This is a genomic window from Pseudomonas sp. LBUM1640 (assembly GCF_059716225.1).
Genome location: NZ_CP166816.1, coordinates 4,194,329 through 4,220,787 on the forward strand (window position 1 = coordinate 4,194,329; position 26,459 = coordinate 4,220,787).

At 61.9% G+C, this 26,459-nt stretch carries 29 protein-coding genes; 6 read left to right on the forward strand and 23 right to left on the reverse strand.

The features are described from left to right. Positions 1–64: 64 nt before the first annotated feature. Both ACA065_RS18395 and ACA065_RS18400 read left to right on the forward strand, forming a co-directional pair. On the forward strand, positions 65–415 hold the full coding sequence (locus ACA065_RS18395; RefSeq protein WP_497695378.1) for a toxin: 351 nt from the start codon (positions 65–67) through the stop codon (positions 413–415). After that, complete coding sequence (locus ACA065_RS18400; RefSeq protein WP_497690920.1) at positions 405–719, forward strand: helix-turn-helix domain-containing protein; 315 nt, start codon at positions 405–407, stop codon at positions 717–719. Before ACA065_RS18395 ends, ACA065_RS18400 begins: the two co-directional genes overlap by 11 nt. Positions 720–860: 141 nt before the next feature. Here ACA065_RS18400 and ACA065_RS18405 read toward each other — a convergent pair whose 3' ends face one another. Continuing rightward, positions 861–1,613, reverse strand: a complete 753-nt coding sequence (locus tag ACA065_RS18405; RefSeq protein ID WP_497690921.1) for an outer membrane beta-barrel protein — start codon at positions 1,611–1,613, stop codon at positions 861–863. A 124-nt stretch (positions 1,614–1,737) separates the two neighbouring features. Continuing rightward, complete coding sequence (locus ACA065_RS18410; RefSeq protein WP_497690922.1) at positions 1,738–2,571, reverse strand: arylamine N-acetyltransferase family protein; 834 nt, start codon at positions 2,569–2,571, stop codon at positions 1,738–1,740. 120 nt (positions 2,572–2,691) lie between these two features. Here ACA065_RS18410 and ACA065_RS18415 point away from each other — a divergent pair, with 120 nt between their 5' ends. After that, a complete protein-coding gene (locus ACA065_RS18415; RefSeq protein ID WP_094950596.1) occupies positions 2,692–2,928 on the forward strand; it encodes a DUF6555 family protein in 237 nt (78 codons plus the stop codon). A 37-nt stretch (positions 2,929–2,965) separates the two neighbouring features. Here ACA065_RS18415 and ACA065_RS18420 read toward each other — a convergent pair whose 3' ends face one another. Then, positions 2,966–3,169 (reverse strand): DUF6021 family protein, encoded by a 204-nt coding sequence (locus ACA065_RS18420; protein WP_497690923.1) that lies wholly within the window; start codon positions 3,167–3,169, stop codon positions 2,966–2,968. Between the two features lie 30 nt (positions 3,170–3,199). Continuing rightward, positions 3,200–3,376: a hypothetical protein gene (locus ACA065_RS18425; protein ID WP_497690924.1), complete on the reverse strand. Its 177-nt coding sequence runs from the start codon at positions 3,374–3,376 to the stop codon at positions 3,200–3,202. Positions 3,377–3,503: 127 nt separating this feature from the next. Here ACA065_RS18425 and ACA065_RS18430 point away from each other — a divergent pair, with 127 nt between their 5' ends. After that, positions 3,504–4,025 carry a DUF3087 domain-containing protein gene (locus ACA065_RS18430; protein ID WP_497690925.1) on the forward strand — a complete coding sequence of 174 codons (522 nt, stop codon included), beginning with the start codon at positions 3,504–3,506 and terminating at the stop codon, positions 4,023–4,025. On the opposite strand, the gene ACA065_RS18435 is transcribed toward ACA065_RS18430, so the two are convergent. The 9 genes from ACA065_RS18435 to ACA065_RS18475 form a co-directional block, all read right to left on the reverse strand. After that, on the reverse strand, positions 4,022–4,462 hold the full coding sequence (locus ACA065_RS18435; protein WP_497695379.1) for an MEKHLA domain-containing protein: 441 nt from the start codon (positions 4,460–4,462) through the stop codon (positions 4,022–4,024). The two genes, ACA065_RS18430 and ACA065_RS18435, sit on opposite strands and share 4 nt — an antisense overlap. 43 nt (positions 4,463–4,505) lie before the next feature. Further along, on the reverse strand, positions 4,506–5,633 hold the full coding sequence (locus tag ACA065_RS18440) for an MFS transporter (protein WP_497690926.1): 1,128 nt from the start codon (positions 5,631–5,633) through the stop codon (positions 4,506–4,508). Between the two features lie 70 nt (positions 5,634–5,703). After that, complete coding sequence (locus tag ACA065_RS18445; protein ID WP_497690927.1) at positions 5,704–7,068, reverse strand: MFS transporter; 1,365 nt, start codon at positions 7,066–7,068, stop codon at positions 5,704–5,706. A 103-nt stretch (positions 7,069–7,171) separates the two neighbouring features. Beyond that, positions 7,172–7,924, reverse strand: coding sequence for an HvfC/BufC N-terminal domain-containing protein (locus ACA065_RS18450; RefSeq protein ID WP_497690928.1), 753 nt, complete (start codon positions 7,922–7,924; stop codon positions 7,172–7,174). After that, positions 7,921–8,745: an MNIO family bufferin maturase gene (gene bufB / locus ACA065_RS18455; RefSeq protein WP_497690929.1), complete on the reverse strand. Its 825-nt coding sequence runs from the start codon at positions 8,743–8,745 to the stop codon at positions 7,921–7,923. The genes ACA065_RS18450 and bufB overlap by 4 nt, the downstream gene beginning before the upstream one ends. Positions 8,746–8,863: 118 nt before the next feature. Next, on the reverse strand, positions 8,864–9,136 hold the full coding sequence (gene bufA2 / locus ACA065_RS18460) for a BufA2 family periplasmic bufferin-type metallophore (RefSeq protein ID WP_017137586.1): 273 nt from the start codon (positions 9,134–9,136) through the stop codon (positions 8,864–8,866). Positions 9,137–9,161: 25 nt separating this feature from the next. Further along, positions 9,162–9,923, reverse strand: a complete 762-nt coding sequence (locus ACA065_RS18465) for an alpha/beta fold hydrolase (protein ID WP_497690930.1) — start codon at positions 9,921–9,923, stop codon at positions 9,162–9,164. Between the two features lie 12 nt (positions 9,924–9,935). After that, positions 9,936–10,349, reverse strand: a complete 414-nt coding sequence (locus tag ACA065_RS18470) for a DoxX family protein (RefSeq protein WP_497690931.1) — start codon at positions 10,347–10,349, stop codon at positions 9,936–9,938. Then, positions 10,346–10,618 carry a BufA1 family periplasmic bufferin-type metallophore gene (locus ACA065_RS18475; protein ID WP_497690932.1) on the reverse strand — a complete coding sequence of 91 codons (273 nt, stop codon included), beginning with the start codon at positions 10,616–10,618 and terminating at the stop codon, positions 10,346–10,348. Before ACA065_RS18475 ends, ACA065_RS18470 begins: the two co-directional genes overlap by 4 nt. 577 nt (positions 10,619–11,195) lie before the next feature. On the opposite strand from ACA065_RS18475, the gene ACA065_RS18480 reads away from it, so the two are divergent. Continuing rightward, entirely contained in the window at positions 11,196–14,012 is a 2,817-nt protein-coding gene (locus tag ACA065_RS18480; RefSeq protein ID WP_497690933.1) for an ATP-binding protein, read from the forward strand. Positions 14,013–15,158: 1,146 nt separating this feature from the next. After that, positions 15,159–18,686: a hypothetical protein gene (locus ACA065_RS18485; protein WP_497690934.1), complete on the forward strand. Its 3,528-nt coding sequence runs from the start codon at positions 15,159–15,161 to the stop codon at positions 18,684–18,686. A 132-nt stretch (positions 18,687–18,818) separates the two neighbouring features. On the opposite strand, the gene ACA065_RS18490 is transcribed toward ACA065_RS18485, so the two are convergent. The 10 genes from ACA065_RS18490 to sctJ form a co-directional block, all read right to left on the reverse strand. Next, positions 18,819–19,865 (reverse strand): EscU/YscU/HrcU family type III secretion system export apparatus switch protein, encoded by a 1,047-nt coding sequence (locus ACA065_RS18490; protein ID WP_497690935.1) that lies wholly within the window; start codon positions 19,863–19,865, stop codon positions 18,819–18,821. Positions 19,866–19,868: 3 nt separating this feature from the next. Then, positions 19,869–20,681 carry a type III secretion system export apparatus subunit SctT gene (gene sctT, locus ACA065_RS18495; RefSeq protein ID WP_497690936.1) on the reverse strand — a complete coding sequence of 271 codons (813 nt, stop codon included), beginning with the start codon at positions 20,679–20,681 and terminating at the stop codon, positions 19,869–19,871. A gap of 6 nt (positions 20,682–20,687) precedes the next feature. After that, complete coding sequence (locus tag ACA065_RS18500) at positions 20,688–20,957, reverse strand: EscS/YscS/HrcS family type III secretion system export apparatus protein (protein ID WP_016969171.1); 270 nt, start codon at positions 20,955–20,957, stop codon at positions 20,688–20,690. A 10-nt stretch (positions 20,958–20,967) separates the two neighbouring features. Beyond that, entirely contained in the window at positions 20,968–21,621 is a 654-nt protein-coding gene (gene sctR, locus ACA065_RS18505) for a type III secretion system export apparatus subunit SctR (protein ID WP_017137580.1), read from the reverse strand. Further along, the gene (gene sctQ, locus ACA065_RS18510) at positions 21,618–22,619 is read right to left on the reverse strand and encodes a type III secretion system cytoplasmic ring protein SctQ (RefSeq protein WP_497690937.1); all 1,002 of its coding nucleotides are present in this window, start codon (positions 22,617–22,619) and stop codon (positions 21,618–21,620) included. Before sctQ ends, sctR begins: the two co-directional genes overlap by 4 nt. Next, positions 22,616–23,062 carry a hypothetical protein gene (locus ACA065_RS18515; protein WP_497690938.1) on the reverse strand — a complete coding sequence of 149 codons (447 nt, stop codon included), beginning with the start codon at positions 23,060–23,062 and terminating at the stop codon, positions 22,616–22,618. The genes sctQ and ACA065_RS18515 overlap by 4 nt, the downstream gene beginning before the upstream one ends. A 102-nt stretch (positions 23,063–23,164) precedes the next feature. Further along, positions 23,165–24,487: a FliI/YscN family ATPase gene (locus tag ACA065_RS18520; RefSeq protein ID WP_497690939.1), complete on the reverse strand. Its 1,323-nt coding sequence runs from the start codon at positions 24,485–24,487 to the stop codon at positions 23,165–23,167. Next, entirely contained in the window at positions 24,484–25,068 is a 585-nt protein-coding gene (locus tag ACA065_RS18525) for a FliH/SctL family protein (RefSeq protein WP_497690940.1), read from the reverse strand. The genes ACA065_RS18520 and ACA065_RS18525 overlap by 4 nt, the downstream gene beginning before the upstream one ends. After that, on the reverse strand, positions 25,061–25,678 hold the full coding sequence (locus ACA065_RS18530; RefSeq protein ID WP_497690941.1) for a type III secretion protein: 618 nt from the start codon (positions 25,676–25,678) through the stop codon (positions 25,061–25,063). The genes ACA065_RS18525 and ACA065_RS18530 overlap by 8 nt, the downstream gene beginning before the upstream one ends. Next, on the reverse strand, positions 25,675–26,457 hold the full coding sequence (sctJ, locus tag ACA065_RS18535; RefSeq protein WP_497690942.1) for a type III secretion system inner membrane ring lipoprotein SctJ: 783 nt from the start codon (positions 26,455–26,457) through the stop codon (positions 25,675–25,677). The genes ACA065_RS18530 and sctJ overlap by 4 nt, the downstream gene beginning before the upstream one ends. Positions 26,458–26,459 lie beyond the last annotated feature (2 nt).

Here is a 26,459-nt window from a genome sequence, read left to right on the forward strand (position 1 = left end):
ACAGCCAGGTCACTTGACCGAGCGCGCGTGGGCCACGAAACTATACGCAGGCTACGTACAGAACATGGATGCTCTATTTATCGAACTGCCGGCCTTCGAGCGGCATCGCAAGGATTATCTGAGTGACGAGCTGTTCCACGGTTTTCAACAGGCATTGATGAAAAACCCGGAAGCGGGAGACGTGATCGAGGGAACCGGCGGGCTACGCAAGGTGCGCTTCGTTGATGAGCGACGTAACAAAGGCAAACGCGGTGGCCTGCGGGTCATTCATTACGGGTGGTCGGGCGGCACGCAATTCTGGCTGTTCACCCTGTACGGCAAACACGAACAGGACGACTTGGCACCCCATCACAAAAAAGCCCTGAAACACCTGCTGGACAGGGAAATCAAAGCGAGAACACACCATGAAACGTGAAATCTTTTCCGAACTGGTCGAAGGCTTCGACGCCCTGGCCGACGAGCGCCAAGGCAAAGTCACCCTGCGCACTCACAAAGTCCATCTCAACACCCTGGCCCCGCTGACCGCCGAAGAGGTGGTCGCCGTGCGCCAACAGCTCAACCTCTCCCGCTCAGTGTTCGCCATGTACCTGCGCACCAATATCCGCACCCTGGAAAACTGGGAGCAAGGGCGCGCCAAGCCGAACGCCCAGGCCGCCACCTTGATTCGTTTGGTGGCGCGGTTTCCAGAAACCGTGGCGCAGCTCGCCGCATTGGGTTGATGGGTAGTGTTTGTGGGGCGCGAGGCGGCGCAGCCTTGTCCGCATTGAGCGGCGCTGCGTTGAGGGTTTTGGGGGACACAAAGGGGGCTTGATCGGGCAGTCGAATGCGGGGCGTTGGCCGCCCCGCATCCAAGGTAGCGCTTAGAACGCGATACCGACCTTGAAACCGTACTCGTCACGCTTGAGCTTGGTGTTGTCGGCGACATAGGAATCATCGTCGAGCTTGTATTCGGTACGGGTGTAGTACAGGCCCGCCATCACCGGCAGGTCGCCCTTCTGGTTCATCAGCAGGCTGACTTCAGCGTAAGGGTTGGTACGGTCCTTGAGGTCCACGGTGTCGCTGCCGACGTCGTCGACCTTGAGCTTGGCGCGGCCGTCGATGGTGCGACGGGCACCGGCTTCGACGCGCAGGGTCATGTCATCGAACTGGTGGTTGTAACCCAAGGCGGCCTTGGCGAACGGCGATCTGTTGGTGAGTTTGACGTCGTAATCGTTGGTGTCCGGCTCGTAGCGGGTCCAGCTGTAGCCACCGCCCACAATCACGTCGACAAAGTTGCGCGCGTCCAGCGCGGCACGCCAGCCGAGGTCCAGGTCAGCCTGGCCTTCCTTGAGTTTATTGCTGCTCTTTTCGCCGTATTTGGCTTCGACGCCGGCTTGGTAAATAAAGCCGGATTCGGCGGTAAGCTTATTGCCGAAGGTGTAGAACAGGCCCGCTTCGGGCATGTGGTCTTTGTCGCTTTCACTACCGCCTTCGAGTTTGAAGTCGTTATAGCTGCCCTGCAAACCGAGTACGGAAATCGGGCCAGTGGACGGTGCAGCGAACACCACGGCAGGCGCAGCGACCAGCGCCAACAGCGAGGAACCCTTGAGGAATTTTCCGAATAGCTTGGACATCGTTTTACATCTCCTTGTCTGGTGAGCAAATTATTCAGGAACCGGTTCGAACCTCAGCTTTCGCGAAAGGTTCGAATTAATTTGAGTCGATTTGGAGGAAAAACGGTTCAGCGCAGGCTCTATCTCAAGCCTCTTTGGAATTTGCCATCACTAAGCCATCAAGGACCTCGTGAAGGTGCGGGTGTGTCGGCAAGCGAATGCCGAAGGTCGCCTGCAATAACGTCAGCAGCTCATCGGTGCTCTCGATGGCGCGCTTTTCACTGGGCCGGTCCAGGTAATGAACGGCATAGTTGGCGTTATTCAACGTATGACGTTTACCGGGTGCCAACAGGGCCGCCTTCAACTGGCCGACAAAGACGGAAGCCGGGTGCGTCGACACGTACCAGTTGCCGATTTCATAGTCGATGTCTGCCTGCGTTTGCAGGTCGAACACATACAAGCCACGCCACTCCTCGCCTACCTGTGCCCAGAGGGTGTAGCTGCCATCATTGAAGGTCAGCCGATAAGGTTCATGGGCGGTGGCCTGGATCGCGTCGGTGTCCAGCTGCAACGGGCTGCTCGGCACCATGCCGCCAAAGCCGACATCGGTGATGTAGCGCACGCCATCCAGGGTGACCAGGCTCAGACGATGGGTACGCCCGGTGCGCGCGTCCAGCGGCCCGCCCATGACCACCCAGCCGGTAAGGCCGCGCGCCTCGAAGCCCAGTTCCTGCAGCAGGGCCAGGAACAGGTGGTTCAGTTCGAAACAATAGCCGCCACGCCCGTCGAGCAGCACCTTTTGCTCGATGCTGGGCAAGTCGATCGGCACCGCAGAGCGCAGTAACGTCGACAGGCTTTCAAAAGCAAATGCGCACACATGGCGCAGTTGCAGTTCCTGCAGGGTTTGCAAGGTCGGCGGTGGCGGCGAGTCGTAGCCCAGGCGTTGCAGGTAAAGCTGACTATGAGTCAAACGGGGCATGGCGCGATCCTTGAGCGCGTGACGAAGGCGTCACTATGCCGCGCAAGCATGCGACTTGTCATTTTGACTGAACCTTTTTGAACAGTTGCCTATCCATCTATAACAAGACAGGGAGGCAACATGAGTACCGCAAAAATCTACACCATCAACTATCAGCTGCACGGTCAACCGAAGTCCTTTGTGGTGCGCGCGGAAGTGATGAACAACGCCGAGGCCTGGCATTGGGCAGCGGTGGATGCCGACATCGCCCATGTCAGCCGCATTGGGCGTGTGGGTCACGAACAGGTGAAGAAAACCACCCGGCCCTGGGCGGAAAAGTTCGGCATTACCGAAGTCACTTGGGTGCCCCCCAAATAAGCACAAGCCCCGCGATGGCGGGGCTTGGTTTTTTACTTCAAGTGGCCTTCAAGCCGCCCAACGGATCGTAGGGCGGCTTTTTATCGGCCTCATCTTTATCTTTTTGGTCCAACGGCGCGATGGCAGGGCCGATGGGGTCGACCTGCGGATCGGATACGTCGGGCGAATCCGGGTCGAAGCCCAGTTCATCCTTACCGCTGGAATGCTCGTCTGAACGCGGACCTTTCGGGGGATTACTCACGGTGCTCTCCTTAGTTACAGCGGGCCTTATTTAAAGCGGGCGGGCTTTGTCGTGAAGGTTTTCCAGGTCTTCCTCCACCTGCTGTACATCGTCGTCTTGACGCTCCGCGGGGTCGTTGGGGCGTAACGCATCGTTGTCACGCTCCTCTTCACCGGGGGTGCGGTCAGGGTCGGGCGTACCAGGCGGCGGTTGCTTGTATTCGGGCATGATGGTTCACCTCACGGGGATTGGCTGGCCTGCATGGGTTTAGAGAAAGCCCGCGCAACCATCGTTCAACTTGATTGCGCAAAGCATGCGAAGATGCCACCCCGCCCCTTCTTGAGACCTGACCCGGATGTTCGAGCTCAAACCCTGCGACCCCGCGACCTTCCGCCAACAAACCCGGCGCAGCACCCTCATCATTGCCGTGCTGTTCGTGGCCCTGGCGATGCTGCTGTCGAGCCTGGCGGTGATGCTGTTCGGCGAACCTGGCGGTGACAACTTTCGCTTCAATGTCGGCGGTGTGTTTGCCGGGGTATTGATCACCATCGCCCTGGTACGCGGCCCGTTCTGGACCCAGCCTTGGCTGGCGCCGGCGGTGTATGGCTGGCAGCTCAAGCGCAGCCTGATGAGCGTGACCAATGTGATGCACAAGGTCACCGAGCGCGTACAAACCAACGACCCGACGGCGATCAAACTGCTGCGCTTCTACCACTTGGGGCTCACGCAGATGCATGAGCTGGACGCCAACTCCAGCGCCCAGGCGCAATTGGTCGACGAGATCGACGTACACAAGGCAAAGATGCAGGCGCTGGGGATCGACACCGAGCAAACCCGCCTCGACCCCGCCTGGCTGGACAGCCTTAAAAGCGCTTAAGCCAACACGCCGATGCGCTGTTCATCCGGCCAGAACAACGCGGCTTGCCCGCACGGCTGGCCGCCCTCATCGAGCAAGGTCCAAACCACCCCGGCGTAGATCATGAACGGCTGGTTTTGTGCATCCACGCGCCAGCCGCTATACCCTTGGGCAATACCCTTGGCGGTGACTTGCTCAAGCAATACCTGGCGCCCGGCGCGGTCAAGCGGCGAGGCGCTGAAGCGTGAAGGCATGCCGATGAAGGTCTCACGCGGGTATTTAAAGCACTGCAACGCGCACTCATTGACGTAGGTAAAACGCGGGTCGGCGGCGCCGTCGTGGGCCAGCAGGCTATAAGGTGCGTGGCTGTGCAGCCAGGCCAGACGCCGCTGTGCGTCCAGGTGCTGGGGGGCCGGCAGCCCCTGGCCGGTCCAGTGTCGGTACGACTCATCCAGCACCCGCACGAAGTTTTCTTGAAGGGCCACAAACAACCTCACATCGTCAGTTGGAAACCTTGGCTCGCCAGCAGAACACCGCGCTCACTGCAATAGCCGCGCCGGCCAGGCCAAACACCCAGGGCGCCGAGGCCACCGGCAGCAACAGGCCGGCCAACAACGGCCCGAGACCGGCGCCGACATCGCGCCACACCGCGTTGGAAGCCAGCGCGGAAACGCGCATCGAACCGGGGTTGCGCTCGGCCACCAAAGTGGTCACCAACGGCAGTTGCAGCGCGCGCAGCACCAGCACCGCCGCTGCGCCGACAATCACCCAATAGCTGCCGAACGCGGTCAAGGCCAGGGCGCTCATGAACGAAAACAGCAGCAGCATCGAGGTCGCGCCAAAGCGTTGCGCCGCGCGGCCACCCAGCGGGCTCAGGAGCATCTCGGAGGCGTACCGCAGGGCCATCAGGCCACCGGCGATCAGCACCGCGTCGCCGCCGAGAATCTTCTGTGCCTGGATCGACAAGCCAAAGATAAACAGCCCATCCAGCGCCACCCCTTCGATAAACGACCAGGTCGCCACGCTGTCGGGCCACTTGAAGCGTCGCCCGGTGCTGTGCAAATCATGCCCGGCGGTGGGCAAGCCGCGCGCCACCCACAGGCCCGCCAGGCAGCAGCCGGCAAGAATCATAAAGATCGGGCGCGGCCCGGCCCATAAGGTCAGCCAGCCACCCAGCGGCAGCGCCAGCATCGGCCCCAGGGCAATCATCGCGCGTGAACGCCCGGCGCGACGTGCCGCACCAGCAGGTTCGGAAGTCGCCAACACTTGGGTCGACAGGTTCAACGCGGCAAAACATAAGCCCCAGATCAGCCGCAGCCCGAGCAATGCGGCGAAACCCGACAATATCGAGTTGCCCAAGGCGCACACCGTGGCAGCCCCGGCGGCGATCATGCAGGTCAACCGATCACCGTTGCGCGCGTAGAAGTTCAGCACATGCCGGTAACCAAAAATTCGCACCAGGCGGTTAGCCGCCAGCAGCACCCCGGCCTGGGCCAGCGTGATGCCAAACGCCTGGGATTCCATGGGCAGCAGCAGGTAGAGCAACACATCACTGGGCAGGCATAACGCAAGGGTCAGTGCGGCGCGTCGGGAGGTCGTATCAGCAATGCGTTGGGCCGGGCTGGACATAAAACTGAAACATCCTGAAATACTCAGGCGGCCACGTTAGCCTTCTCAGGCCGGGATTTACAACGCCCCATCAGGCTTTTTTCTCATAGGGCAACAAACGCAGACCGCTGGCCACACTGCCCACCAGCGCGAACACGCAACCCAGCCACAACGCATATTGCGGGCCGCTGCCCAGCGACAGATGGAAACAGAACGCCACCAGCGACGCCCCCAGCGTTTGCCCCAGCAACCGCGAAATCGCCACGATGCCACTGGCCCCGCCGCTGCGGGCCAACGGCGCGCTGGTCATGATCGCCTTGAGATTGGGGGATTGGAAAAAGCCGAAACCGGCGCCGCACAACGCCATGCGCCAGCCGATATCAAAGGCTGACGCGCCACTGCCCAAGGTTGCCAGCGCGGCCATGCCTGCGCTGAGCATCAGCAGGCCGATGCCGCACAGCACGCCCAGCGACACCCGATCGGCCAGGCGCCCCGCCACCAAGGCCATGACGGCGACCACGGCCGGCCAGGGTGTCATCAGAAAACCGGTTTCCACCTGGCTATGGCCGAGCGCCGTCTGTAACAGGAACGGCAACGACACAAACGCCAGGCCCTGGGCGCTGAACGCGCAGATCGCGGTGAGGGAAGACAGCGCAAACACCGGCCGTTTGAACAAGTCCAGGGCCAGCATCGGCGCCGGGTGACCGGCCTGACGGCGCAGCAGCAACGCGCCGCACACCAGCGCCACGGCGATCAGGCCCAGGGTCAGCGCGCCCTGGGCACCGTGCACGGCCGTACCCAGACCGAGCACCAGCAACGCGAACAACCCGGCACACAGCGCTGCGGCTAGGCGGTCGAAGGCGTGGCCGGTCATGGGCAGCGTCGGCAAGGAACGCAAGCCCAACCCCAGTGCCAACAAACCCAGCGGCACGTTGATCAGGTACAACCAATGCCAGGTTGCCACCGACAGAATCGCCGACGCGGCGGTCGGCCCAAGGGTGAAGGCCAGCCCCACCACCAGCGAGTTATAGCCCAGGCCACGGCCCAACATTTTCGACGGGTAAATATGCCGCAGCAACGCGGTGTTGACGCTCATCACCGCCGCCGCGCCGAGCCCTTGCGCCACCCGCGCGGCGGTCAGGGTCAGCAGCGACCCGGCCAGCCCGCAAAACAATGACGAGACAATAAACAACAGCAACCCACCGAGATACACCCGGCGATGCCCCCACACATCACTCAACGACGCGAACGGCAGCACCGTGGCGATAATCGCCAGCTGGTACGCGTTGACCACCCAGATCACCGAGGCCGAGTCGGCGCCGATGCCTTCAGCCAGGGTCGGCAACGCCGTGTTGACGATGGCCGTGTCCAGGGTTGCCATGCCGATCCCTAAAGACAGGGCGATCACTGCCGGCAGGCGTTTATTGGAGGGCAACCCATCGGCAACAGAAGACATGAACAATCCAGCGCTGGTAACAAAGGCCCTTAGAGTAAGGGCAGCCGGGGATTTTTTCAGTTGCCAATTACCCGGCTGTCAAAATTTTCATGTTTGCCACAGGTCACTCACTCGCCCCAACACCGACAATCAACTCACTGCCCAACCACCCAGCCAGGTATTCACCTGCCTGAACCACACCCGCCTCTTCCCCCAGGCGCGCCACCAGAAACTCACATAAACCGGCGAAACTGCCGTCGACCTGCAAGTGCAGCAAGGCGTGCAACTCCAGCGCCTCCACCTGGCGCAAGCGCGAGGTCAACTGGCGCCGCCATACCAGCAGGCCGCCCGCCGCCTCCAGCATCGTCGCTTCAGGCGGCACGGTTTCCTGCCACAGCGCCGACCAGATGGCCTCGGCATTGGTGGTCAGCACATGGCAGCGCAGCGACGGTGTCAGCCGTAAAACCGCGCTGTCCCAGTCCAGGTCAGCCAACGCTTGCAGTGGCACAGGCGACGCATCGGCGGCGACGAAGGCTTCAGTCAAGGCCGACTCGATCCAGGCCAACTCATGCACATCGGGGTTATGTGCGAACACCGTTTTCAAGGTCGCGTAGAAACCCTCGGGGTAGGCATCCAACGTCCAGGCATGCGGCGGGTGCTGATCAATATGGGTAATGCTGGCCGCCAGAAACGCCTCTTCACCGAGCCAACGACGCAGGGTCGGGAACGCCTGCTGCAGGCAGCCCACCAATTGCGCGCGGTAGTTGTTCTGGTACACCGCCAGCCCCGCGCGGTGATTGCCCAGCACCTGTGCGGCCTCCTCCGACGCACTCACCAGCCAGGTGCGAAAGGCCTGCTGCCACTCACCGAGGTTCATCGCTGCGCCCCCAGGGCTCGAGCCATCGACAGCTCCTGAAGCAACTCGGCCAGCGGTGGGATCTCATCGTCGCGCTCGATCATCACCGCCACGGGCCCAAGCACCTTAATGGCGCTGGCATAGAGCTCCCACACCCCGCTAGACACCGGGCTGTCGTGGCTGTCGATCAGTAAATCGCGGCCCTGGCTATGCCCGGCCAAGTGCACCTGGCGCACACGCTCGGCGGGAATACCGGCGAGAAACGCCAACGCATCGAAACCATGATTGCTGGCACTGACAAACACATTATTGACGTCCAGCAACAGCTCGCAGCCAGTGCGCCGGGCCATGGCGGCGATAAATTCCCACTCGCTCATGGACGCGCCCTCGAAGGCCAAATAGCTGGAGGGGTTTTCAACCAACAGCGTGCGGCCCAGCACTTCCTGAGCCTGATGAATATTGGCGCAGACCCGATCCAGCGCCTCTTCGGTATAAGGCACAGGCAGCAAGTCGTGGGCATTGAAGCCACCACTGCGCGACCAGCTCAAGTGGTCGGACACAAACAGCGGCTCAAGCTCATCCACCAGCGACCTGAGGCGCCGCAGGTAGTGCGGGTCAAGCCCTTCAGCGCTGCCGATGGACATCGACACCCCATGCAGCGCCACCGGGTGGCGCTCACGGATCTGGCGCAGGATGTGCCGGGGCTGGCCACCTTCGACCATGAAATTTTCGGAGATCACTTCAACAAAATCCACCGGCACCGAGGTCTCCAGGAAGTCGCAGTAATGTTCCTTGCGCAGGCCCAGGCCGTAGCCGGAAAAGGGTGGGTTGGATGTGGGCATCGTCTGTTCTCCATCAACTGCAGGAGCGAGCTTGTTGTGGCGAGCAAGCGTGCTTGCGCAGTCAACGCAAGCAAGCTCCCTCGCCACAACAAACCCTCCCCTCACAAGGGTGGGTGAGTTACTTCGGCTCAGTCAGGGTGCCGCCAGCCTTGAGGCATTCGGACGGCGTCTTGACGATCACGCCTTCGCCCTTGCAGCTATTGAGGCCCTTGCAGTCGTGTTTGGCGGTGGCGCACAGGCTTTCGCCCTTGCAGCTGTTGACGCCGTAGCAACGGCCGGGTTTTTCCTGCTGGTCGGCAGCGCTGGCGGCACTGGCGAATGAAGCCGAGGCCATCGCGATCAGGGCAGCAGCAGCGGCGAGGCTCAGGCGGGATTTGAGTGCAGTGTTCATGGTGTTTTCCTTTTTTTCGGGGGAGTTATTTGATGACGGAAGCAGCGTCTTCGATGACCTTCGCCACAGCCTCAGGCTGGGAGATGTACACCGAGTGGCTGGCCTTGATTTCGGTGACCTTGGAGCCGGCCCGCTGGTACATCCAGCGTTGCAGCGCAGGGCTCAGTGCGCGGTCTTCGGTGGAGACCACGGCGTAGGTCGGCTTCTTGTGCCAGGCCGCCGCCCACACCGTGCCGCCGAACAGCGCGGTGGTGGCCGGCACTTGGGAGGCGGCCATAAAGTCGGTGCGGTTGGTGGTCAGGTCAGCGGCAAAATCCGCGTTGTACTTAGTTCGGTCGAAGAACAGGTGGCCGTCGCGGCTCTGTTTGATGTCATCGCTGGGCGCCGGCATCGAGCCGATCAACTGAGCCATGTTCTCGCCCACTTCCGGCTGCAGCGCCGACACGTAGACCATCGACTTGACCTTGTCGCGGTCGCCGGCAATCGAAATCACCGCGCCACCGGAACTGTGGCCCACCAGCACCACGGGGCCGACTTGTTGCTCCAGCACTTCACGTGCCTCGGCCACGTCGGCGGCCAGGTTTTCGTGGCCCTGGTGCACCACGGTGACCTTGTAGCCCTTGTGAATCAGGATGTCGTGCACCACACGCCAGCCGGAACCGTCGACAAACGAACCGGGCACGATCACCACGCTTTTACCGGTGCCAGGCTGCGTGGTGTCGGCCGCCTGGGCGAGCAGTGGAACGGTCAGGGCCATGGCAATGGCCAGGGAAGAAAGCATTCGCATCGGGAATCTCCATCAGGGTTGTAAAGGCTTGCCCAGCAGCAGGTGGTCCAGCGACCACGGCCCAGCCCCGTACGCAAGCAGCGGCAGCAACAGCCCTGCCCAGGTCAGGTGCACCGGCCAGGCGTCGGGGTACACAAACACCTCGATCACCAGGGTCATGCCCAGCAGCGCAGCAGCGGCCGAGCGGGTCAGCAGGCCCAACACCAGCAGCAGCGGGAACACGTGCTCGGCGTAGGTCGCCAAGTGCGCCGCCCAGTCCGGCGGGATCAGCGGCAAGGCGTATTCCGAACGGAACAGCGTGTAGGTCGACGGTTTCAGGTCAAGAAAACCCGTGACCTTGGTGCGCCCCGACAGGAAGAACACCGCCGCAATCGCGACCCGCGCCACCAGCAACAGCAGTGCCTGGGGCAGCAGGCGCTGGATCACGGTTGTTCCGTCAGGCTGCCGTAGCCTTTGGGCGTCTTGATTTGGGTACAGGTGCCTTTGTCCACCAGTACCCAGGCGTTGCCCTGGTAGTCGGCAGTGGCGGTGCCCGCGCACGAGGTGCCCTTGCCGGCGGCGCAATCGTTGGCACCGGCGAGGGCTACGCCGAAGCATTTTTCCTGGGGTTTGGGCTCATCGGCGTGAGCCACCGCCGCGAAGGCGCTGAGGGACAAGGCGAGGGTTGCCGCGAGGGCAGCGTAAGGACGCTTCATCGGTGTATCTCCTGGCTTGACTGAGTGTGGCCAGGGCGCGAGTGGCGGTGAGTAACCGCCTGCGCCAACTGGTGAACAGAGTTAAAGCCAGGCATGTATCCGCTCTGTGTCGCAAACACGACAGAACGTCATGCCGGTGTATCAAGGTGGTGCAGGGATACAGTGGGATACACAGTCAAAAAAACACTGGCAAATTTCCGCCAAATTATTCGGCATCCCGAACGACACAATTAGAAATATTCGCCTTTCCGAACGGAGCCTCTCAGGCACCGCCAACGACCATAAAAATCACCATAAATTTCATACGGTTGTTGTCATCTTTGTTACATGCCAACTGGCATACATTCTGCTTTATCCCTATTTCTAGTAATAAAATGTTTCAGCTTTGAGACAATCTCATCCACTGAAACCCGCTCCGTGACACGCCAATAAAAACGACAACGCCCCAAAGGAGGGCGACCTTTTCGACTTTTTGATCGACATCAACTTTCCAAGACTGCTGCTGCACATCTGCACCCCAAAAAGGGCGAATGGCCTGATCGCCAATAACAAGCCTGACTATAAAAAGGACGAATTGATGAGCTCGAGCAAGAACCACGCAGTGTCCGGTATGGACGCAGACCACCTGGCCCCGGCTCCCGCCGACAACGCCTTGGGCTTCGGCCCCTTCCTGTTACTGGCACGCCAGCACGTGTTGCTGCGTAACGGCGAGCCCGTGACCCTGGGGAGCCGCGCCCTGTACCTGTTGATCGCCCTGGCCACCCGTGCCGGCGAGTTGCTGGAGAAAGCCGAACTGATCTCCTACGCCTGGCCCAAGGTGGTCGTGGAGGAGTGCAACCTGCGCGCGCAAATCGTCGCCCTGCGTCGCGCCTTGGGTGACGACGGCAACTTCAGCTACATCGTCACCGTGCCCGGCCGTGGTTATCGCTTCGTGGCACCGGTGACCGTGCAGGCGGCCGGCGAAGACAGCCTGCCGGTGCCTGCTGCGCGCAGCCTGGAGCCTTGTGCAACGCCGCCGTCCTTTGAGGTGATCGGCCGCGCTGCCTTGATCCAAAGCCTTGCCGAACAAGTGCTCAGCCAGCGGTTCCTGACCCTCACCGGCCCCGGCGGCATCGGCAAGACCACCGTGGCCATGGGCGTGGCCCATCAGTTGGCAAATGACTTCAAGCTCGACACCTGCTTCGTCGACCTGGCGCCGGCCACGAGCGGGCAATGGGTAACCGGCATGCTCGCCAGCGCCCTGGGTATCCAGACCGTCAGCGACGATCCGCTGCACAGCATCGTCGCCACCCTCGCCGAGCGTCGCCTGTTGCTGGTGCTGGACAACTGCGAACACGTGTTGCCGGCCACCGCCGACGCCGTGGAAACCCTGCTGCGCAGTGCCCCTCAATGCTACGTGCTGACCACCAGCCGTGAACCATTGCGTGCCGAGGGCGAGCGCGTGCACGACCTGGCACCGCTGCAAGTGCCCGACGATGGCCCCCACCTCAGTGCCGCCGAAGCCCTGAACTGGTCCGGCGTACGCCTGTTTGTCGAACGCGTGCGCGCCCTCGACCCCGACTTTGTGTTCAACAACGCCGATGTAGCGGCGGCCTGCGCGATCTGTCGCAAACTCGACAGCAACGCACTGGCCATCGAGATCGCCGCCGCACGGGTACGCACCTTTGGCATCCAGGACCTGGTCGGCCTGCTCGACGGCAGCTTTCGCCTGCAAATGACCGGCCGGCGCACCGCCCTCGCCCGCCACCGTACGCTGAGCGCGACCCTGGACTGGACCTATTCGATGCTCAGCGGTGACGAGCAGGCGATGCTGCGCCAACTGGCCGTGTTCACCGGTTCGTTCACCCTCGATGCGGTCAAGGCGATGACCGCCAGCAGCAGCCTCGACCCGCGCAACGCCCTGCCTTTGCTCGAAAGCCTGATGGACAAGTCGCTGCTGATCGCCGGTGAGTCGCAGTTGCTCAAGCGCTACCGCCTGCTGGAAACCACGCGCGCCTACGCCCAGGAAAAACTCACTGAGCATGGCGAAACCAACGCCACCGCCCAGCGTCATGCCCATTACGCCCTTGGCGTATTGAAAGAGGCTGGCGAGACCCTCGATGGCCTGTCGCCGGAAACCTGGATCGCGCTGTACGGCCCCGAGATCAGCACCATTCGCTCGGCCTTGGACTGGGCCTATTCAGCCAGCGGCAACCTCTCTCTGGGCATCGAGCTGACCCTGGGCGGCGTGCCGCTGTGGCTGCGCCTGTCCTTGGTGAGCGAGTGCCGCACCTGGGTCGAAAAAGGCTTGGCCAGCAACGCCGTCGCACCGTTGCCGGTGCGCCAACGCATGCTGTTGCAAACCGCCCTGGCCAGTGTGTTGATGCTCACTTACGGCACCGGCGGGCCGATGCGCGAAGCCTGGCGCCAAGTGCGCGAAGACGCCCGCGACCTGGGCGATGCCGAGCACAAAATGCGCGCGTTGTGGGGTCTATGGACTGACCGCTGCGGCTGTAACCAATACGCCGAAGCGCTGGAACTGGCCGAGCGCTATATCGCCCTGAACAGCAGCGGCAACCAGCAATTGCTCGGTAAGCGCATGCGTGCGGTGGCGCTGTTTCATATGGGCGACCTGGCGGGTGCGCGACAGAACATCGACGAGGCCCTCGGCTCGCCGTCAGAACCGCGTTCACACATCATCGACGTGCATTTCGACCAGCGCATCGCCGCCCGTTGCCTGAAAGCCAAGGTGTTGTTGCTGGAAGGCGATGTCGACCCGGCACTGCGCATGATCAGCACCTGCGTGGACGAAGCCATCTCACTCGATCACCCGGCGACGCTCTGGTACACCTTGTGCCTGGGGGCTATTCCACTGGCGCTGCTGGCCTCGAACTTGCCGAAAATGCGCTACTACCTGGGGCTGCTGCAAGACAGCACCACCCGCCAGGATTTGCATATCTGGCGGCAATTTCGCCTGTGTTTTGAAAGCATTCTGCTGATTCGCCAGGGTTCGACGGAAGAAGGCGTGCCGCAACTTGGCGAAGCGCTGCACTATCTGCAAGGCCAGGGTGACAGCCAGCTCTACAGCTTGTTGCGCTGTGAATACGCTCTGGGTTTGGCGCGCCTGGGTCTGGAAAAACTTGCGCTGGAAGTTTTGGAGGACACGCTGCATTTGGCGATTGGCCGACATGAGCGTTGGTTTGTGCCGCAGATGTTGCGGATCAAGGCGCAGCTGACTTTGCGCCAAGGGCACTATGGTTCGGTGGACAAGGCCAAGGTGCTGCTGCGTCAGGCCTGGGTGGATGCGCAATTGGCGGGGGCGCATTTTTGGCGGGCGCAGATTGCTACGGATTTGGCGCGGTTGCAGGAGCCTAAATTGCGGATTGCTTCGTTGCCTCGGTTTCAGCATCGTTGATTGGTGGGGTTGAGTACATATCCGTTATTTGGGTGATGGCCTCTATTGGTTCCGCTCTTACAGCGGGTCACTTTTGAAAAGAGCCCAAAAGTAACCAAAAGGCTCTTGCCCCACCACTCGGCACCTCGCTTAGGCTCGGTGTGCCCTCACGCAGGCTTTGGAGCGGGGGCCGCCGCGATGGGCCATCCTTGGCCCAGCGCGGCTAAACCGGCGTCCTGCCGGTTTACCCCCGCTCCAAAGCCTGCGTTCGGCCAGCGTGGTTGACGGGGCGCCTAAGATCAAAATCAAGATCAAGATCTACAGCACGGCGGCCTAGTAGCCGACCTGAGTGGTTGAATCAAAAGCAAAAGCGAGGCGGCCTGACAGCCGACCTGATCTTGGAAGCTGAACTCGGTTAACTGTGGGAGGGGCTTGCTCCCGATGGCGGTGTGTCAGTCAGTTCATTTGTAACTGAACCACCGCATTCGCGAGCAAGCCCGCTCCCACATTTTGGAGCTCAGTACATCAGGTAGATGTGTGTACTCGGTCAAATGTGGGAGCTGGCTTGCCTGCGAAGGCATCAACTCGGTGCACCTGATGTACCGAGGTGTCTGCATCGCAGGCAAGCCAGCTCCCACAGAAAAACAGCTCTGCTTCTGATCTGTTTTTGCCCTGTTTTTGCCCTGCTTTTGCTTCAACCACTCAGGTCGGCTACTAGGCCGCCGTGCTTTTGATCTTGATCTTGATCTGACAGGCCCCATTAACCACGATGGCCGCAAGTAGGCACGGTGGAGCGGGTAAACCGGCAGGGATGCCGGTTTAGCCGCGCTGGGCCAGGGATGGCCCATCGCGGCGACCCGCGGAGCCGGGCCGGAGTGCGGGCATGCCGAGCCTTAGCGAGGCACCGAGTGGTGGGGCAAAGACCTTTTGGTTACTTTTGGGGCGTTTGCCAAAAGTGACCCGCTGTAAGAGCGGAACCATACGAAGCCGTTACCGCAGAAATGGATATGTACACCCCACCCCACCCCACCCCACCCCACCCCAACCAAAAGCGCCCCCTCATTTCACACCTGTGAAAGCTTGTGCGATCTCACCCAAAACCCCATTTTCACACCCCGCCAACGCCTACTATCGAGTCCTAGCGAGCCCCCTCACATGGACTGAAAAATGATCAACCGACCCGAGACAGCCGCCGCCCCACGCGCAGGCGAAACCAAAGCCCCCGAGCGCCTCTTCGACGCTTTACTCACCAAGGCCAAAACCCTGGCAACCGCCGGGTCGGGCGACAAAACCTTCAAACCCAAAGTCCTCGCCAAAAACCCCGGCGAAGGCCTGAAAACCCCCAGCGAAATCAAACCCGACGACTACAAGGAAGTCACCGCCCTGCCCGCCAAACTGAACATCGACACACTCAAGGTAGTCTCCGAAGACAAAGACACCGGCGTCATTTACTTCGAACAAGACGGCAGCAAGTTCAAGATCACCCGCGAAGGCGCCGAAAAGGTCCAGGAAGGCTTCGACACCCTCAAGGGCCTGCACTTCGGCCACGCGGTGGCCCCCGTCAACCAGGGCAGCCCCGACGAAGGCACGCCACTCTACGACCTGCTGCACACCCTCGCCGAAACCCAAGACACACCCGCCGGCAAAGAAATCCGCGAAGCCCTGAACACCCCCGACCAACAGCTGCTGCGCGAAGACGACCCCGGCGTGCGCCTGGCCAACATCAAATCGGTGGGCGAAGCCAAAGACGGCGTGGTCAAGGTCAGCCTGGAAAACGGCCAGACCTTGGTCATTTCCGAAGCACTCACACCCCTGGCCTTTGCCAGCTACAACAGCGCAGGCGTGACCAAAGAAGCCCTCGCCGACGGCAAGGCCAAAGGTTACGAAGAAGTCACCAGCCTGCCCGGCGACCTGGATTTCAGCCAGCTTAAAGTCGTGTCCGAAGACCCCAAGTCCGGCGTGATCCTGTTCGAGCACCAAGGCAAAAAGTACATGATCAGCCAGTCCGAGGCCGCCCTGCCGCAGCCCGGCGCCGACCTCAGCAACCCCAACCCTAACGCCGGCACCTCTTTCTACAATTTCCTGCACGCCGTGCACGCCAGTGAAGGCTCCCAGGCCTTCGACTACATCAAGAACGCCCAGTCCCTGCCCGGCCAGGAACTGCTGCGCAAAGATGAGGCCAGCCTCAAGCTCACCGACATCAGCAAAGTGGACGCGCCCATGGACGGCATCCTGGTGGTCAACGGGGCCGACGGCAAACTGCTGGTGGTGTCCAAAGACATCACCCCCGAAGCCTTCGCCGCCTACACCACCAAAGGCCAGACCCTGGCCGGTATCGAGAAGGCCAAGGGCGACGGCTACAGCCTGGCCGGGCCGGACGCTTACCTGGCGTCCACCGAAGACATCATGAGCGTCGGCGGCGTCGGTGATTATGGCCCTGGCCTGATTGCCTTCACCCAGCACAAACCGGGCGGCAGCGAAGAGAAGATCGTCGTCAGCGAGGACAGCAACCCGCAGATGTTCGAACAGATTTCCAGCTACCGCACCGACATCGCGCAGCAGACCACCGATGTCGACAAACTGCGTGCAGACAATGGCCTGCCACCGCTCAAGGACGTCTCCGTCGACAGCCTCTCCACCACCGAAAAAGATGAAAGCGGCAACCCGCTGTCGGTGCAGGACCTGTCGATGAAAACCCTGGTGGACAGCTACCGCGCCGGGGTCAAGGACGGCAGCATCGGCAAGGACGACCCGCGCGCCAAGTTCCTGCGCGCCGTGGAAGCCAAGAGCATGGCCGACAACGGCATGTCGATCATTCCCGAGCACGGCTTCGGCAACCAGGGCATTGCGACCACGCCAATCGATGTGACCTCCCGCGATGTGCGCGACAACATCTTCGACACCAAGTCCATCGACAAGACCATCAGCGACTTGCTCGGCGACTCGACCATCCAGGCCGATATCAAGGCCAACCACGACGCGGCCCTGGGCAAGGTCGACGGCGGCCATGCCAAGGTTGATGAAACCCGCCAGAAACTGGTGGACAGCACCTCCTCGGAAAACTTCACCAAGTACATCAAAGCCCTGCAGGACGACGGCAAAACCGAACTGGCCACCCAGGAAATCCAGACGGCTTACACCGCCCTGGCCGACATGGACCCGGCCAAGGCCGACAATTTCCTGCAAAACCTGCAGATCGACGGCTACACCGATTCCGTTGAGAAGCTGATGGACGACCCGAGCAAGATCAGCGACGACAACACTGCGCTGGCCACCACCGACAACACCATGGCGATCCTGTCGATGCTCAAGGGCGGCGCCGACGGCCTGCCGCGCCAGGCACTGGGGGTGTATTCCAAGTTTGTCGACCAGTTGCTCAAGGACAAAGGCGCCGCTGCCGACTTCGGCAAGGCGATGATTTCGTTGGGCGACACCTGGCAGAAAAACGGCGTAATCAGCTTCAGCGATATCGAGCACGCGGTGAGCAAGGAGATCATGCCGAGCCTCAGTGACGAAAACCGCAGCTCGTTCGTGAAAAACCTGACCTTCCTCAAAGACAACGGCGTACTCGGTTCGGTCGGCGGCGCCATCGGCATGGGCCGTATCGTCTACCAACTGGCTGGCCAGGGCGGCAAGCTGGCGGACACGCCGATGAAACGCCTGGGGATTGCCAACGACTTCCTCGGCTTTCTGGGCACCGGTTCGCACTTCGCCACCTTGGGCCTCAAGGTCTACGACAAATTGCGCGGCACCAACGCCTACAAACTGATGGGCTTCGACCGCTCCTTGCCCGACCTCTGGGCCAAGCCTGGCGAGGGCTATCACGCCCTGCCCAAAGACGCCGAAGCCATCCAGAAAAAGTACTACGACATCGTCGACCAGGCCATGGACGACGGCAAGGACGTGGGCAAGGTGCTCAACAGCGGCGGTTGGAGCGACGAAGGCGCGAAGAAGGTGCAGGAAGGCATTGAAAAAGGCATCGCCAGCCGTGGCGGCGTAGCCGGCGCCGGCTTTGGCGCCAAGTTCGCCAGCAGCGCGATCAAGGTGATCGGCATGGCCACCGACGTGGCGGGCGGCGTGATCAGCGTGGTCCAGGCCGCCTTCACCCTGCGCGACGGTGTGCGCGAAAAAGACCCGGTGAAAATCGCCTCCGGTTCGTTATCGATGGCCGGTGGTGTCAGCAGCCTGGTGGCAGCGGGGGGCGGTGTACTCACGACCCTTGGCGTGACCGGGCGCATCATTCCGTTCCTGGGGCCGGTGGGTTTCCTGATCTCGGGGGCGCTGTCGTTTGTCGGCGCGATCCTCAGCACCATTCAGTCGCACAAACTGCACAAAATTTCGATGCAGAACTGGGACCAGATCCAGGACTTCAAGCAGGATGGGCTGCTCAAGCCCAATGGCGATGAAGCCTATGTGTGGCTGCAGACTTACCTGTCCGACTGGGGCCAGCGCGATGCGCCGCAGGACCAGAGCATTTTTGATTTTCGCAAGGAAGAGTGGGATGCACGGTCGAGCATTCGTGGCGGCGATCATCGGCGTGATCACCCGGACTATATCGGCGATGGCAACAACAACAATTCGGAGGACTACAAGTACTCGCTTAAGCCCTCGGAGTGGACCAATGATAACCACGACATTATCTGGCGTGTGGGTGACGGTTACGGTGGCCCGTATCACGATGTAGATAACGGCTGAGATTACTCAAGCAATACAAAACCAATGTGGGAGCGGGCTTGCTCGCGAAGGCGGTAGATCAGTCAACTTATCCGGCGACTGATTCACCGCTTTCGCGAGCAAGCCCGCTCCCACAGTTTGAATTGTGATGAATCAGATCAGGCGCGCCGCGACCAGCCAATCGGCCACGGCCTGGAATGAAGCATCCGGCACCGGATCGCCTGGCACGGTCCTGCGGGCGATCTCGGCAGCCAGGGTTTTGTCCGGGGCATGCGGAATGCCCAGGTCGTAAGCCTCCTGTAACATCAACAACGCCTCCTCGGGCGACGCCCGGCACACAATCACTGGCACCGGTGTCTCGCCGCGCACGTAGCGCACGCCAATCACCCAGCCATCGGTAGTGCCGATCATCATTGAAGCCCGGCCCAGCCCCAGCTTGGTCGCCAGGGCCTGCATTTCATTGCGCTGGCGCCGCCGTTCGCTCTTGATCAGCGGGTCGCCGTCGATGTCCTTGCGTTCGCGTTTGGTTTCGCTGCGGGTCATTTTCATGTCGCGGCCAAACAGCCAGCGCTGCATGATCACGTCCACAGCACCCACCAGGATAAAGGCGCACAACACGGTAAACACCAGCGGTTTGAGCACCAGGAAAAACGTCGACTCCATGCACTCGGCACCGCAGCGTGACGACTCCATCAGCGCCTGCAACGCGTGCTTGCCGATCACGTAAAACGCAATCGCCAGCACGTGCACCTTGATCAGCCCCTTGATGAACTCCACCAGGTTGCGCAGGGCAAAGATTTTCTTCATGCCCTCCGCCGGGTTGATGCGCTTGAACTCGGGCTTGATCGGGTCCACCGAGAACACAAAGCCGCGCATGGTGATGATATTGGTCAGGATCACTACGCCGGTGGTCACCGCCATCACCGGCAGAGTGATGCTGATTACCAGCTGCTCGGCGTGGTCGAGCACGCGTGGCCACACCGTGGCGAAGGGTTCAATGTAGATTTGCGCGGTAAGGTCAATCAGCGCCGTGACCTGGGCCTTGGCCCGAGGCGCCAGGATGGAGATGCACAGCGTGCAAAACAGGATGACCATGCCCGACACCAGGTCCTGGCTCTTGGCGACCTGGCCTTTCTGGCGCGCATCCTTGAGCTTCTTGTCGGTGGCCGGCTGGGATTTCTCTTCACTGGTATCGGCCATGGGCTACTCCATGCCTGCCAGGGTTTTGAGCAGTTCGACGGTGCCGCGAAACTCCGCCAACTGGTCGAGCATCAACGGAATCAGGAAGCCGATGTAGATCACCATCAAGATGCTGAAAAACAGGTTTTTCACCGGCAGCGACAAGTCGAAAATATGCAGGTTCGGCGCCATCCGCGACAGGTAGGCGAGCATCAAGTCGGTGATCAGCAACGAGATCAGCAAGGGCGAAACCATCAGCACGCCGACGCGCATGATCTGGTCGAGGATCGACAACACCGCGAGCAACGCGGAGCTGGCGAACACCGGGGTGAACGAGGTGACCGGCCATAACTGGTAGCTGTGGTAATAGCCGTCGACCATCAGGATAAAACCACCGGACATGAAGAACAGCGTGATCAGCATCACCGTGAGCAAGGTCGCCATCACGCTGGACTCGCCGGACGACAACGGGTCGACCAACTGCGCCATGGTCGAGCCGCGTTGCAGGTCGATCAACTCCCCTGCCACCTCCGCAGCCCAAAAGGGAATACCGAACAACAGGCCGATGAGAATGCCGATCAAAAACTCCTTGATCAGCAACCCGGCGATAAACACGCTGCCGTGTTCGGGCATGGCGGTCAGCGCTTCGAACACCGGAAAAAACATTGGGATAGAAATCGCCACGGCCACGCAGCCGCGAATCATGCCGGTAAGGCCCAGGCGGTTGAACGCCGGGGTGATCACCACCACGCCCATCGCGCGGCAGGCGGCGAGCGAGGCGGCGCTGATCACCGGGTAGGCAACTTCAAGAAACTGCGCGGTAAGGCTGGCATCCATGGGCGGTCAGCGCGTCCACATGGGGAAATTGTCCAGCACCTGGCCGCCCAGCTCCGCGACTTGGCCTGCGAGTACCGGGCCGAGAAAGACGATGGTCAACAGCACCGCCACCAGCTTCACCACCTGGGGCAAGGTCTGGTCCTGGATCTGCGTCAGCGCCTGGAACAGCCCCACGCTCAAGCCCACGATAATCGCCACGCCCAGCGCCGGTGCGGAGAGCATCAGCACGGTCATCAGTGCCTGTTTCATCAATGACAGGAAAACGTCCTGGCCCATGGGTCGTGCCTCAGCCGTAACTCAGAATCAAACCGTGCATCAAGCGCGACCAGCCGCTCAACGACACGAATAAAAAGATCTTCAGCGGGATCGAAATCAGGTTTGGCGAGACCATCGACATGCCCATCGCCATCAGCACGTTGGACACCAGCAAGTCCACGACCAGGAACGGGATGTACAGCAGAAAGCCGATCTCGAAGGCGCGGGTCAGTTCCGAGCTGACAAACGCTGGTATCAACACCACCAGGTCATCGTCACGCAGGTCGGCGCGGGCTTCCGGCGACCAGATGGTCTCGGTGGCCTGCACAAAAAAGCCGCGCTCGGACTCATTCGCAAAGCGCTTCAAATGCGCCTGCAACGGCGGGCGCAGCGCATCGCCCAAGTCCTTGAGTTGCTCGACATGCTCGATATTGAGGTCGCGGCCCTCCACCTGGCGGTACATGTCGCCGATCAGCGGCGTGGTCACGTACACCGACAGGATCAGTGCGATGCCGTACAGCACCAGGTTCGGCGGCGTCTGCTGCACCCCGAGGGCGTTGCGGATCAGGAACAGCACCACCGAAATCTTCATGAAACCGGTGAGCGTGACCACCGCCAACGGGATCAGCCCGATCGTCGCAACGACCAGGATGATCTCGATCAGGTTCGGCTGATAACCGGTCATGGGGTGGCAAAACTCAGCAGGCGCACACCCAGGCCGTCACCGATTTTCACCAGCTGGCCCTGGCCAACGCGGCGCCCGTTGACCATCAGGTCGACGCTGTCCACGCCCTGGGTGTTGAGCTGCAACAGGCTGCCCGCGCCCAGCTCACGCAATTGCGCCAGGCTCAGTTCCAGGCTGCCGACCTGGCACACCAGTTTGAGCGGCAAGTCATCCAGGGCCGCAGCCGCATCAACGTCAGTCATTGTGTTCTCCATGGGTAAAAGAGGCGCTTTCAATTCTTCTTGCAGCCGCAAGGCTTCACCCTGGTATTGGCAGCGGGCCTGCAAGCGCCCGTCCAGGTCCAACAGCAAGCCCGAGTCTTGCTCCAGCATCAGCACATCGCCGGGGCGCAGGCTGCGCAACTCGCCGAGGCTCAGCCACTGCCGCCCCGCCAGCACCGCCAGGGTCTGGCGCAGTGCGGGCAGTGGGTCGGGCTGGACCTGGCCGTATTGCGCCAGTAACTGCGCGACCAACACGGCGGCGCCTTCGCTGAGGTCCAATTGCGCGCTCATGGCGGGCTGATTGCCGAAGGTGAGTTCAAGTGCCAGGCTCACGGCAAACCCACGCTGATCGCCCATTGCCTGCAGTAATTGCACCGGGTGGCCGAGCAGCGGCTCCATGGCCTCGATGAGGTCAAGCACCGCCAGTTCCAACAGCAACGAACGCGGCAGCGAGGGCAACAGCTGCACGTCGAACTGCAACGCCAGCGGCACCAGCACTTGTTCCAGTGCGGCCGTCGACAAGCGCAGGCGTACTGGCGCGCGGCCGAGCAACAGCAGCACATCGCGCGGATCGCTGAGGGTTTGCGGCTCGGCAGCCCAGCTCACACGCAGGTCTTGCCCGGCGCAACGGCCCTGCCAGGCGCGACGGCGACGGTGCAGTTGGTTATGCAACCCCAGCAACGCCGGATCGTAGTGCGTCAACCACGGCGCCAGCGGGTCGGCAAGGGCTGCGATCATGTGCCGGTGCCTTCGTCGCGCAGTTCACCGATGCGGCGCTCATCGCTTTCGCGTCCTTCCACCAGGCTTTGCCAGGCTTCGGACTGACGCTGGCGGTTCAGGCGCTCCTGGCGAAACAGGTCACGCTCGCGCTCCTGGCTTTGCAGGGTGGTGGAGACGTGGGTTACGTCATTTTCCAGCAGTTGCTGGTCATCCGACAGTCCGCGCAAACGGTCCTGGGCGGCCTGCCAACTGGCCACCGACAAGCCTTCGGTGAGGGACGCATAAACCTGCCGCGCTTCTTCGGCAATCGCCTCACGGTGCAGGCGCAATTGCTCCTTGGCGTCGGTCAATACGCCGTGGGTTTGCGCGCAGCGTTGCTGCTGGGCGGCCAGTTGGCTGGCGGCACGTTGTTCACGCAGCACTCGCAGGGTTTGCAGGGTGCGTAGTTGGTCGGTTTTCACTGGTTTCACTCCTTTCTTAAGCCAGCACAACAATCTGTAAATCCATGAAAATCAAAGGTGGGGGTTTTGCATGGGTCTGAAGTTCACTGTTGTTCATTGATCTCATGCCAGCACCTGGCGCATGCGGATCAGGGTCTGTTCCAGGCTGCTCGGTTCGCTGGCGTTCTGGCGCAGGAACGCTTCGATGGCCGCGTGGCGGTTGATCGCTTCGTCGGCCAGCGGGTCACTGCCGGCGGAGTACTCGCCCACGCGGATCAGCATTTCGATTTCGCCGTAGCGCGCCATCAATTCACGAATGCGCATGGCCAAGTGTTTGTGTTCTTCACCCGCGACCTGCTCCATCAAGCGGCTGCGGCTGCGCAGCACGTCCACCGCCGGGAAATAGTTGCGCTGGGCCAGTTCGGCGCTGAGGGCGATATGCCCGTCGAGGATCGAGCGCGCTTCCTCGGCCACCGGATCACTCGCGGCGTCACCTTCGGTCAGCACGGTGTACAGCGCGGTGATGCTGCCGGTGGGGCCGGGGCCGGCGCGCTCCAGCAAGCGCGGCAAGGCTGAGAAAAACGACGGCGGATAACCGCGACGGGTCGGTGGTTCGCCCACGGCCAGGCCGATTTCACGTTGGGCGCGGGCGAACCGCGTCAGGCTGTCCATCAACAGCAACACGTTGCGGCCCTGGTCACGGTGGTACTCGGCCAGAGTAGTGGCGACAAACGCCGCGCGCACGCGCTCGGCTGCCGGGCGATCGGACGTCGCGACCACCGCCACCGTCCGCGCGCGGGCCTGGGCGTCGAGTTGCACGTCGAGCAACTCGCGCACTTCCCTGCCCCGCTCGCCGATCAGGCCGATCACAATCACATCGGCCTCGCTGTTGCGGATGATGCTGGCGAGCAACGAGGATTTGCCAACGCCCGGCTCACCAAAAATGCCCATGCGTTGGCCTTGGGCCAAGGTCAGCAAACCGTCGATGGAGCGAATACCCAGCGCCATCGAACGCACGATCAGCTGGCGCGAAAACGGCGCCGGTGGTTCAGCGTGCAACGGGTAATGCTGCAGGGCCAGGGTCGGCGGGATGCCGTCGCCGTCGAGAAAGTCGCCCATTGGGCTGATCACTCGCCCGAGCTGCGCATCGCCCACCGCAACGCCCAAGGTTTCGCCGGTGGCGGTGATTTGCGTGCGGGTCGACAGGCCTTCCATGGAGCCGATGGGCGACAGGATCGCCTCGTCGCCATCAAAGCCGATCACCTCGGCACTCAAGCTGCGGCCGCTGCCAGGGTCGCGCAGTTGGCACAACTCACCGATGCTCGCCCCGGCCACACTGGCGCGCAGCAGCACACCACGAATACTCAACACGGTGCCGTGCATCGGTCGTGTACGCGCCTGGGCCAAACGTTCGGTCAGGCGTGGCAGCAACTGTTCCAGGTTCATGCCACACCCTCTTCGGCGAAGGGCAACAAGCTGCGACGCAGGTTTTGCAATTGCGCTTCCAGGCCCAGCTCGACGGAACCGGCCGGGCTGTTGAGGCGTGCCTGGCCGGCGCTCAGCTGTTCATCAGCGTCCACGACAATCGCCAGGCTTTCGTGCTTGAGCCGTTGGCGCAAGGCCTCAACCTCGGCAGGCGGCACCCACAGGGTCAGCGCCTGGTCCTGGCGAAACGCACTCAAGGCCTGACGGGTGCAACGCACCACCCGCTCGGCGTTGTCCAGTTCGCCCACCACCTCGCGCACGATGCCCAGCGCCAGATCGGCCAGCGAAGCTTCCAGGCTGCTGAGGTAGTGCTGCACTTGGGATTGGGTCTGCACCAACAACTGCGCCACTTGCTCGGCGCCTTCTTGCCGCGCAGTTTCAAAGCCCTCCGCGCGGGCAGCTTGCAGCCACTGGTCACTGTCGGCCTTGACCTGCTCGGCCTGCTCCTTGGCGGCTTGCAAAAAGGCAAAGCCGTCGGTCCACAGCGCGGCTTCTTCGGCACGCAAAATACGCGCGGTAGGACGGCTCGGTAATTCACTCATGGGGTTTATCCTCGGCCATCAGGCTGGCGGCAGCGGCCTGGACGATCTCCAGGTCACGCGGCAGCCGTGCGCTGTGGCCTTGGGGGAAGGCAAAACGCAAGCGCATCCAGCCCTGCAAATCGGCCTGCTGAGCGTGCAGCCAGGCCGCCACGCAACCCTGGCCATCGCGGTCGATGGCGTCGATCAGCTCCGAAGGGTCGCGCAGCAAATCCGCAGCCCCTCCCAGTTGACGCAACGCCAGCGCTTGGCTGAACACCTCAGCGCCCAGCCCTTCGCGCAGTTCGTTGACCACGTCGCGGCGGATCTCCCGGCTCAAGGTCGAGGCATGCCAGATGGCACCGCACAACCTCGGCAAACGCGCAAATTGCACCGGCGACAGCAGCAACACCGGCAGGTCAGCCGCCAAGGGGGTCACCAGGTACTCCAGCGGCGCCAACTGGTAATGGCTGACCAGCAACTGCTCCAGGCGCTGGCGAAAACGCCGCTGGTTTTGCAGCGCGTGCAGCACGTCATCCGGCAGGTCATCGGCGAAACACGCGCCCAAGCTCGGCGCGCGCACAAACTGCAGCGGCTCGGCGATCAGCCCCTGCCAGCGTTCAAACAAGCTCATTCACCCTCCTTGAGCACATACAACGCCTGGGACTGGCGCCGCGCCCACTGCTGGCGGGCCAATACGCCAAGTGCACCGAGGGCGATCAACAGCAAGCCGCCAAACATAAAGCGCGCCTGCGCGAGGTTGTCTTCCAGCAGCCACAGGCCCATAAAGCGCGCCAGGCGTGGTTGCGCCGGGTTCTGGCTGATGGCCACGGCGGCCTTGATCGCGGTCACCGAGACGCCGTCGTAGCTCAGGCCGGAAATACCGTTGGCGACCAGGGTCTTGATCTGCGGGATCAGCGTATTGATGTCGGTGCCCGGGTCGTAGCGCACCAGCACCGAGGCCGACGATGGCGAAATCACGCGTTTGAGCAAGTCGTTGTCCGGCAACACCACGTGCACACGGGCGGCGACGATGCCGTCGATCTGCGACACCGAGTGCGACAACTCTTCGCTCAGCGCGTAGATCATCTGCGCACGCTCCTGCACCGGCGACGACACCAGGCCATTGCCCTTGAACACCTCGCCCATATTGGAAAAGCTCTGCTGCGGCAGGCCGACGTTGTCGAGCAAGGTCATGGCTTCGGCGAAGCGCTCCTCATCGACCACCACCTTGAGCTGGCCGTTGTCCTGGGTCTTGCGCTCCGCCGGGATGCCACCGCGCAGCAGCACCGCGACCATGGCGTTGGCATCGCGCTCGCTGAGGTTGGTATAGAGGTCGGTGTTGCACGCCTGCAAGAGGCTGGCGAGCAGGCCGATCAGCAACAGGCGCACGGCGCGGTTTGGGCTTGGCATGG

Bases quoted from the DNA above. Each gene is read 5' to 3' on its own strand.
- ACA065_RS18490 (WP_497690935.1), bottom strand. From the start codon at position 19,865: ATGGCCGATACCAGTGAAGAGAAATCCCAGCCGGCCACCGACAAGAAG.
- sctJ (WP_497690942.1), bottom strand. From the start codon at position 26,457: ATGCCAAGCCCAAACCGCGCCGTGCGCCTGTTGCTGATCGGCCTGCTC.
- ACA065_RS18400 (WP_497690920.1), top strand. From the start codon at position 405: ATGAAACGTGAAATCTTTTCCGAACTGGTCGAAGGCTTCGACGCCCTG.
- ACA065_RS18525 (WP_497690940.1), bottom strand. From the start codon at position 25,068: ATGAGTGAATTACCGAGCCGTCCTACCGCGCGTATTTTGCGTGCCGAA.
- sctQ (WP_497690937.1), bottom strand. From the start codon at position 22,619: ATGATCGCAGCCCTTGCCGACCCGCTGGCGCCGTGGTTGACGCACTAC.
- ACA065_RS18395 (WP_497695378.1), top strand. From the start codon at position 65: ATGGATGCTCTATTTATCGAACTGCCGGCCTTCGAGCGGCATCGCAAG.
- sctT (WP_497690936.1), bottom strand. From the start codon at position 20,681: ATGGATGCCAGCCTTACCGCGCAGTTTCTTGAAGTTGCCTACCCGGTG.
- ACA065_RS18485 (WP_497690934.1), top strand. From the start codon at position 15,159: ATGATCAACCGACCCGAGACAGCCGCCGCCCCACGCGCAGGCGAAACC.
- ACA065_RS18530 (WP_497690941.1), bottom strand. From the start codon at position 25,678: ATGAGCTTGTTTGAACGCTGGCAGGGGCTGATCGCCGAGCCGCTGCAG.
- ACA065_RS18430 (WP_497690925.1), top strand. From the start codon at position 3,504: ATGTTCGAGCTCAAACCCTGCGACCCCGCGACCTTCCGCCAACAAACC.
- ACA065_RS18475 (WP_497690932.1), bottom strand. From the start codon at position 10,618: ATGAAGCGTCCTTACGCTGCCCTCGCGGCAACCCTCGCCTTGTCCCTC.
- ACA065_RS18520 (WP_497690939.1), bottom strand. From the start codon at position 24,487: ATGAACCTGGAACAGTTGCTGCCACGCCTGACCGAACGTTTGGCCCAG.
- bufA2 (WP_017137586.1), bottom strand. From the start codon at position 9,136: ATGAACACTGCACTCAAATCCCGCCTGAGCCTCGCCGCTGCTGCTGCC.
- ACA065_RS18500 (WP_016969171.1), bottom strand. From the start codon at position 20,957: ATGGGCCAGGACGTTTTCCTGTCATTGATGAAACAGGCACTGATGACC.
- ACA065_RS18425 (WP_497690924.1), bottom strand. From the start codon at position 3,376: ATGCCCGAATACAAGCAACCGCCGCCTGGTACGCCCGACCCTGACCGC.
- bufB (WP_497690929.1), bottom strand. From the start codon at position 8,745: ATGCCCACATCCAACCCACCCTTTTCCGGCTACGGCCTGGGCCTGCGC.
- ACA065_RS18480 (WP_497690933.1), top strand. From the start codon at position 11,196: ATGAGCTCGAGCAAGAACCACGCAGTGTCCGGTATGGACGCAGACCAC.
- ACA065_RS18445 (WP_497690927.1), bottom strand. From the start codon at position 7,068: ATGTCTTCTGTTGCCGATGGGTTGCCCTCCAATAAACGCCTGCCGGCA.
- ACA065_RS18415 (WP_094950596.1), top strand. From the start codon at position 2,692: ATGAGTACCGCAAAAATCTACACCATCAACTATCAGCTGCACGGTCAA.
- ACA065_RS18410 (WP_497690922.1), bottom strand. From the start codon at position 2,571: ATGCCCCGTTTGACTCATAGTCAGCTTTACCTGCAACGCCTGGGCTAC.
- ACA065_RS18440 (WP_497690926.1), bottom strand. From the start codon at position 5,633: ATGTCCAGCCCGGCCCAACGCATTGCTGATACGACCTCCCGACGCGCC.
- sctR (WP_017137580.1), bottom strand. From the start codon at position 21,621: ATGACCGGTTATCAGCCGAACCTGATCGAGATCATCCTGGTCGTTGCG.
- ACA065_RS18465 (WP_497690930.1), bottom strand. From the start codon at position 9,923: ATGCGAATGCTTTCTTCCCTGGCCATTGCCATGGCCCTGACCGTTCCA.
- ACA065_RS18405 (WP_497690921.1), bottom strand. From the start codon at position 1,613: ATGTCCAAGCTATTCGGAAAATTCCTCAAGGGTTCCTCGCTGTTGGCG.
- ACA065_RS18450 (WP_497690928.1), bottom strand. From the start codon at position 7,924: ATGAACCTCGGTGAGTGGCAGCAGGCCTTTCGCACCTGGCTGGTGAGT.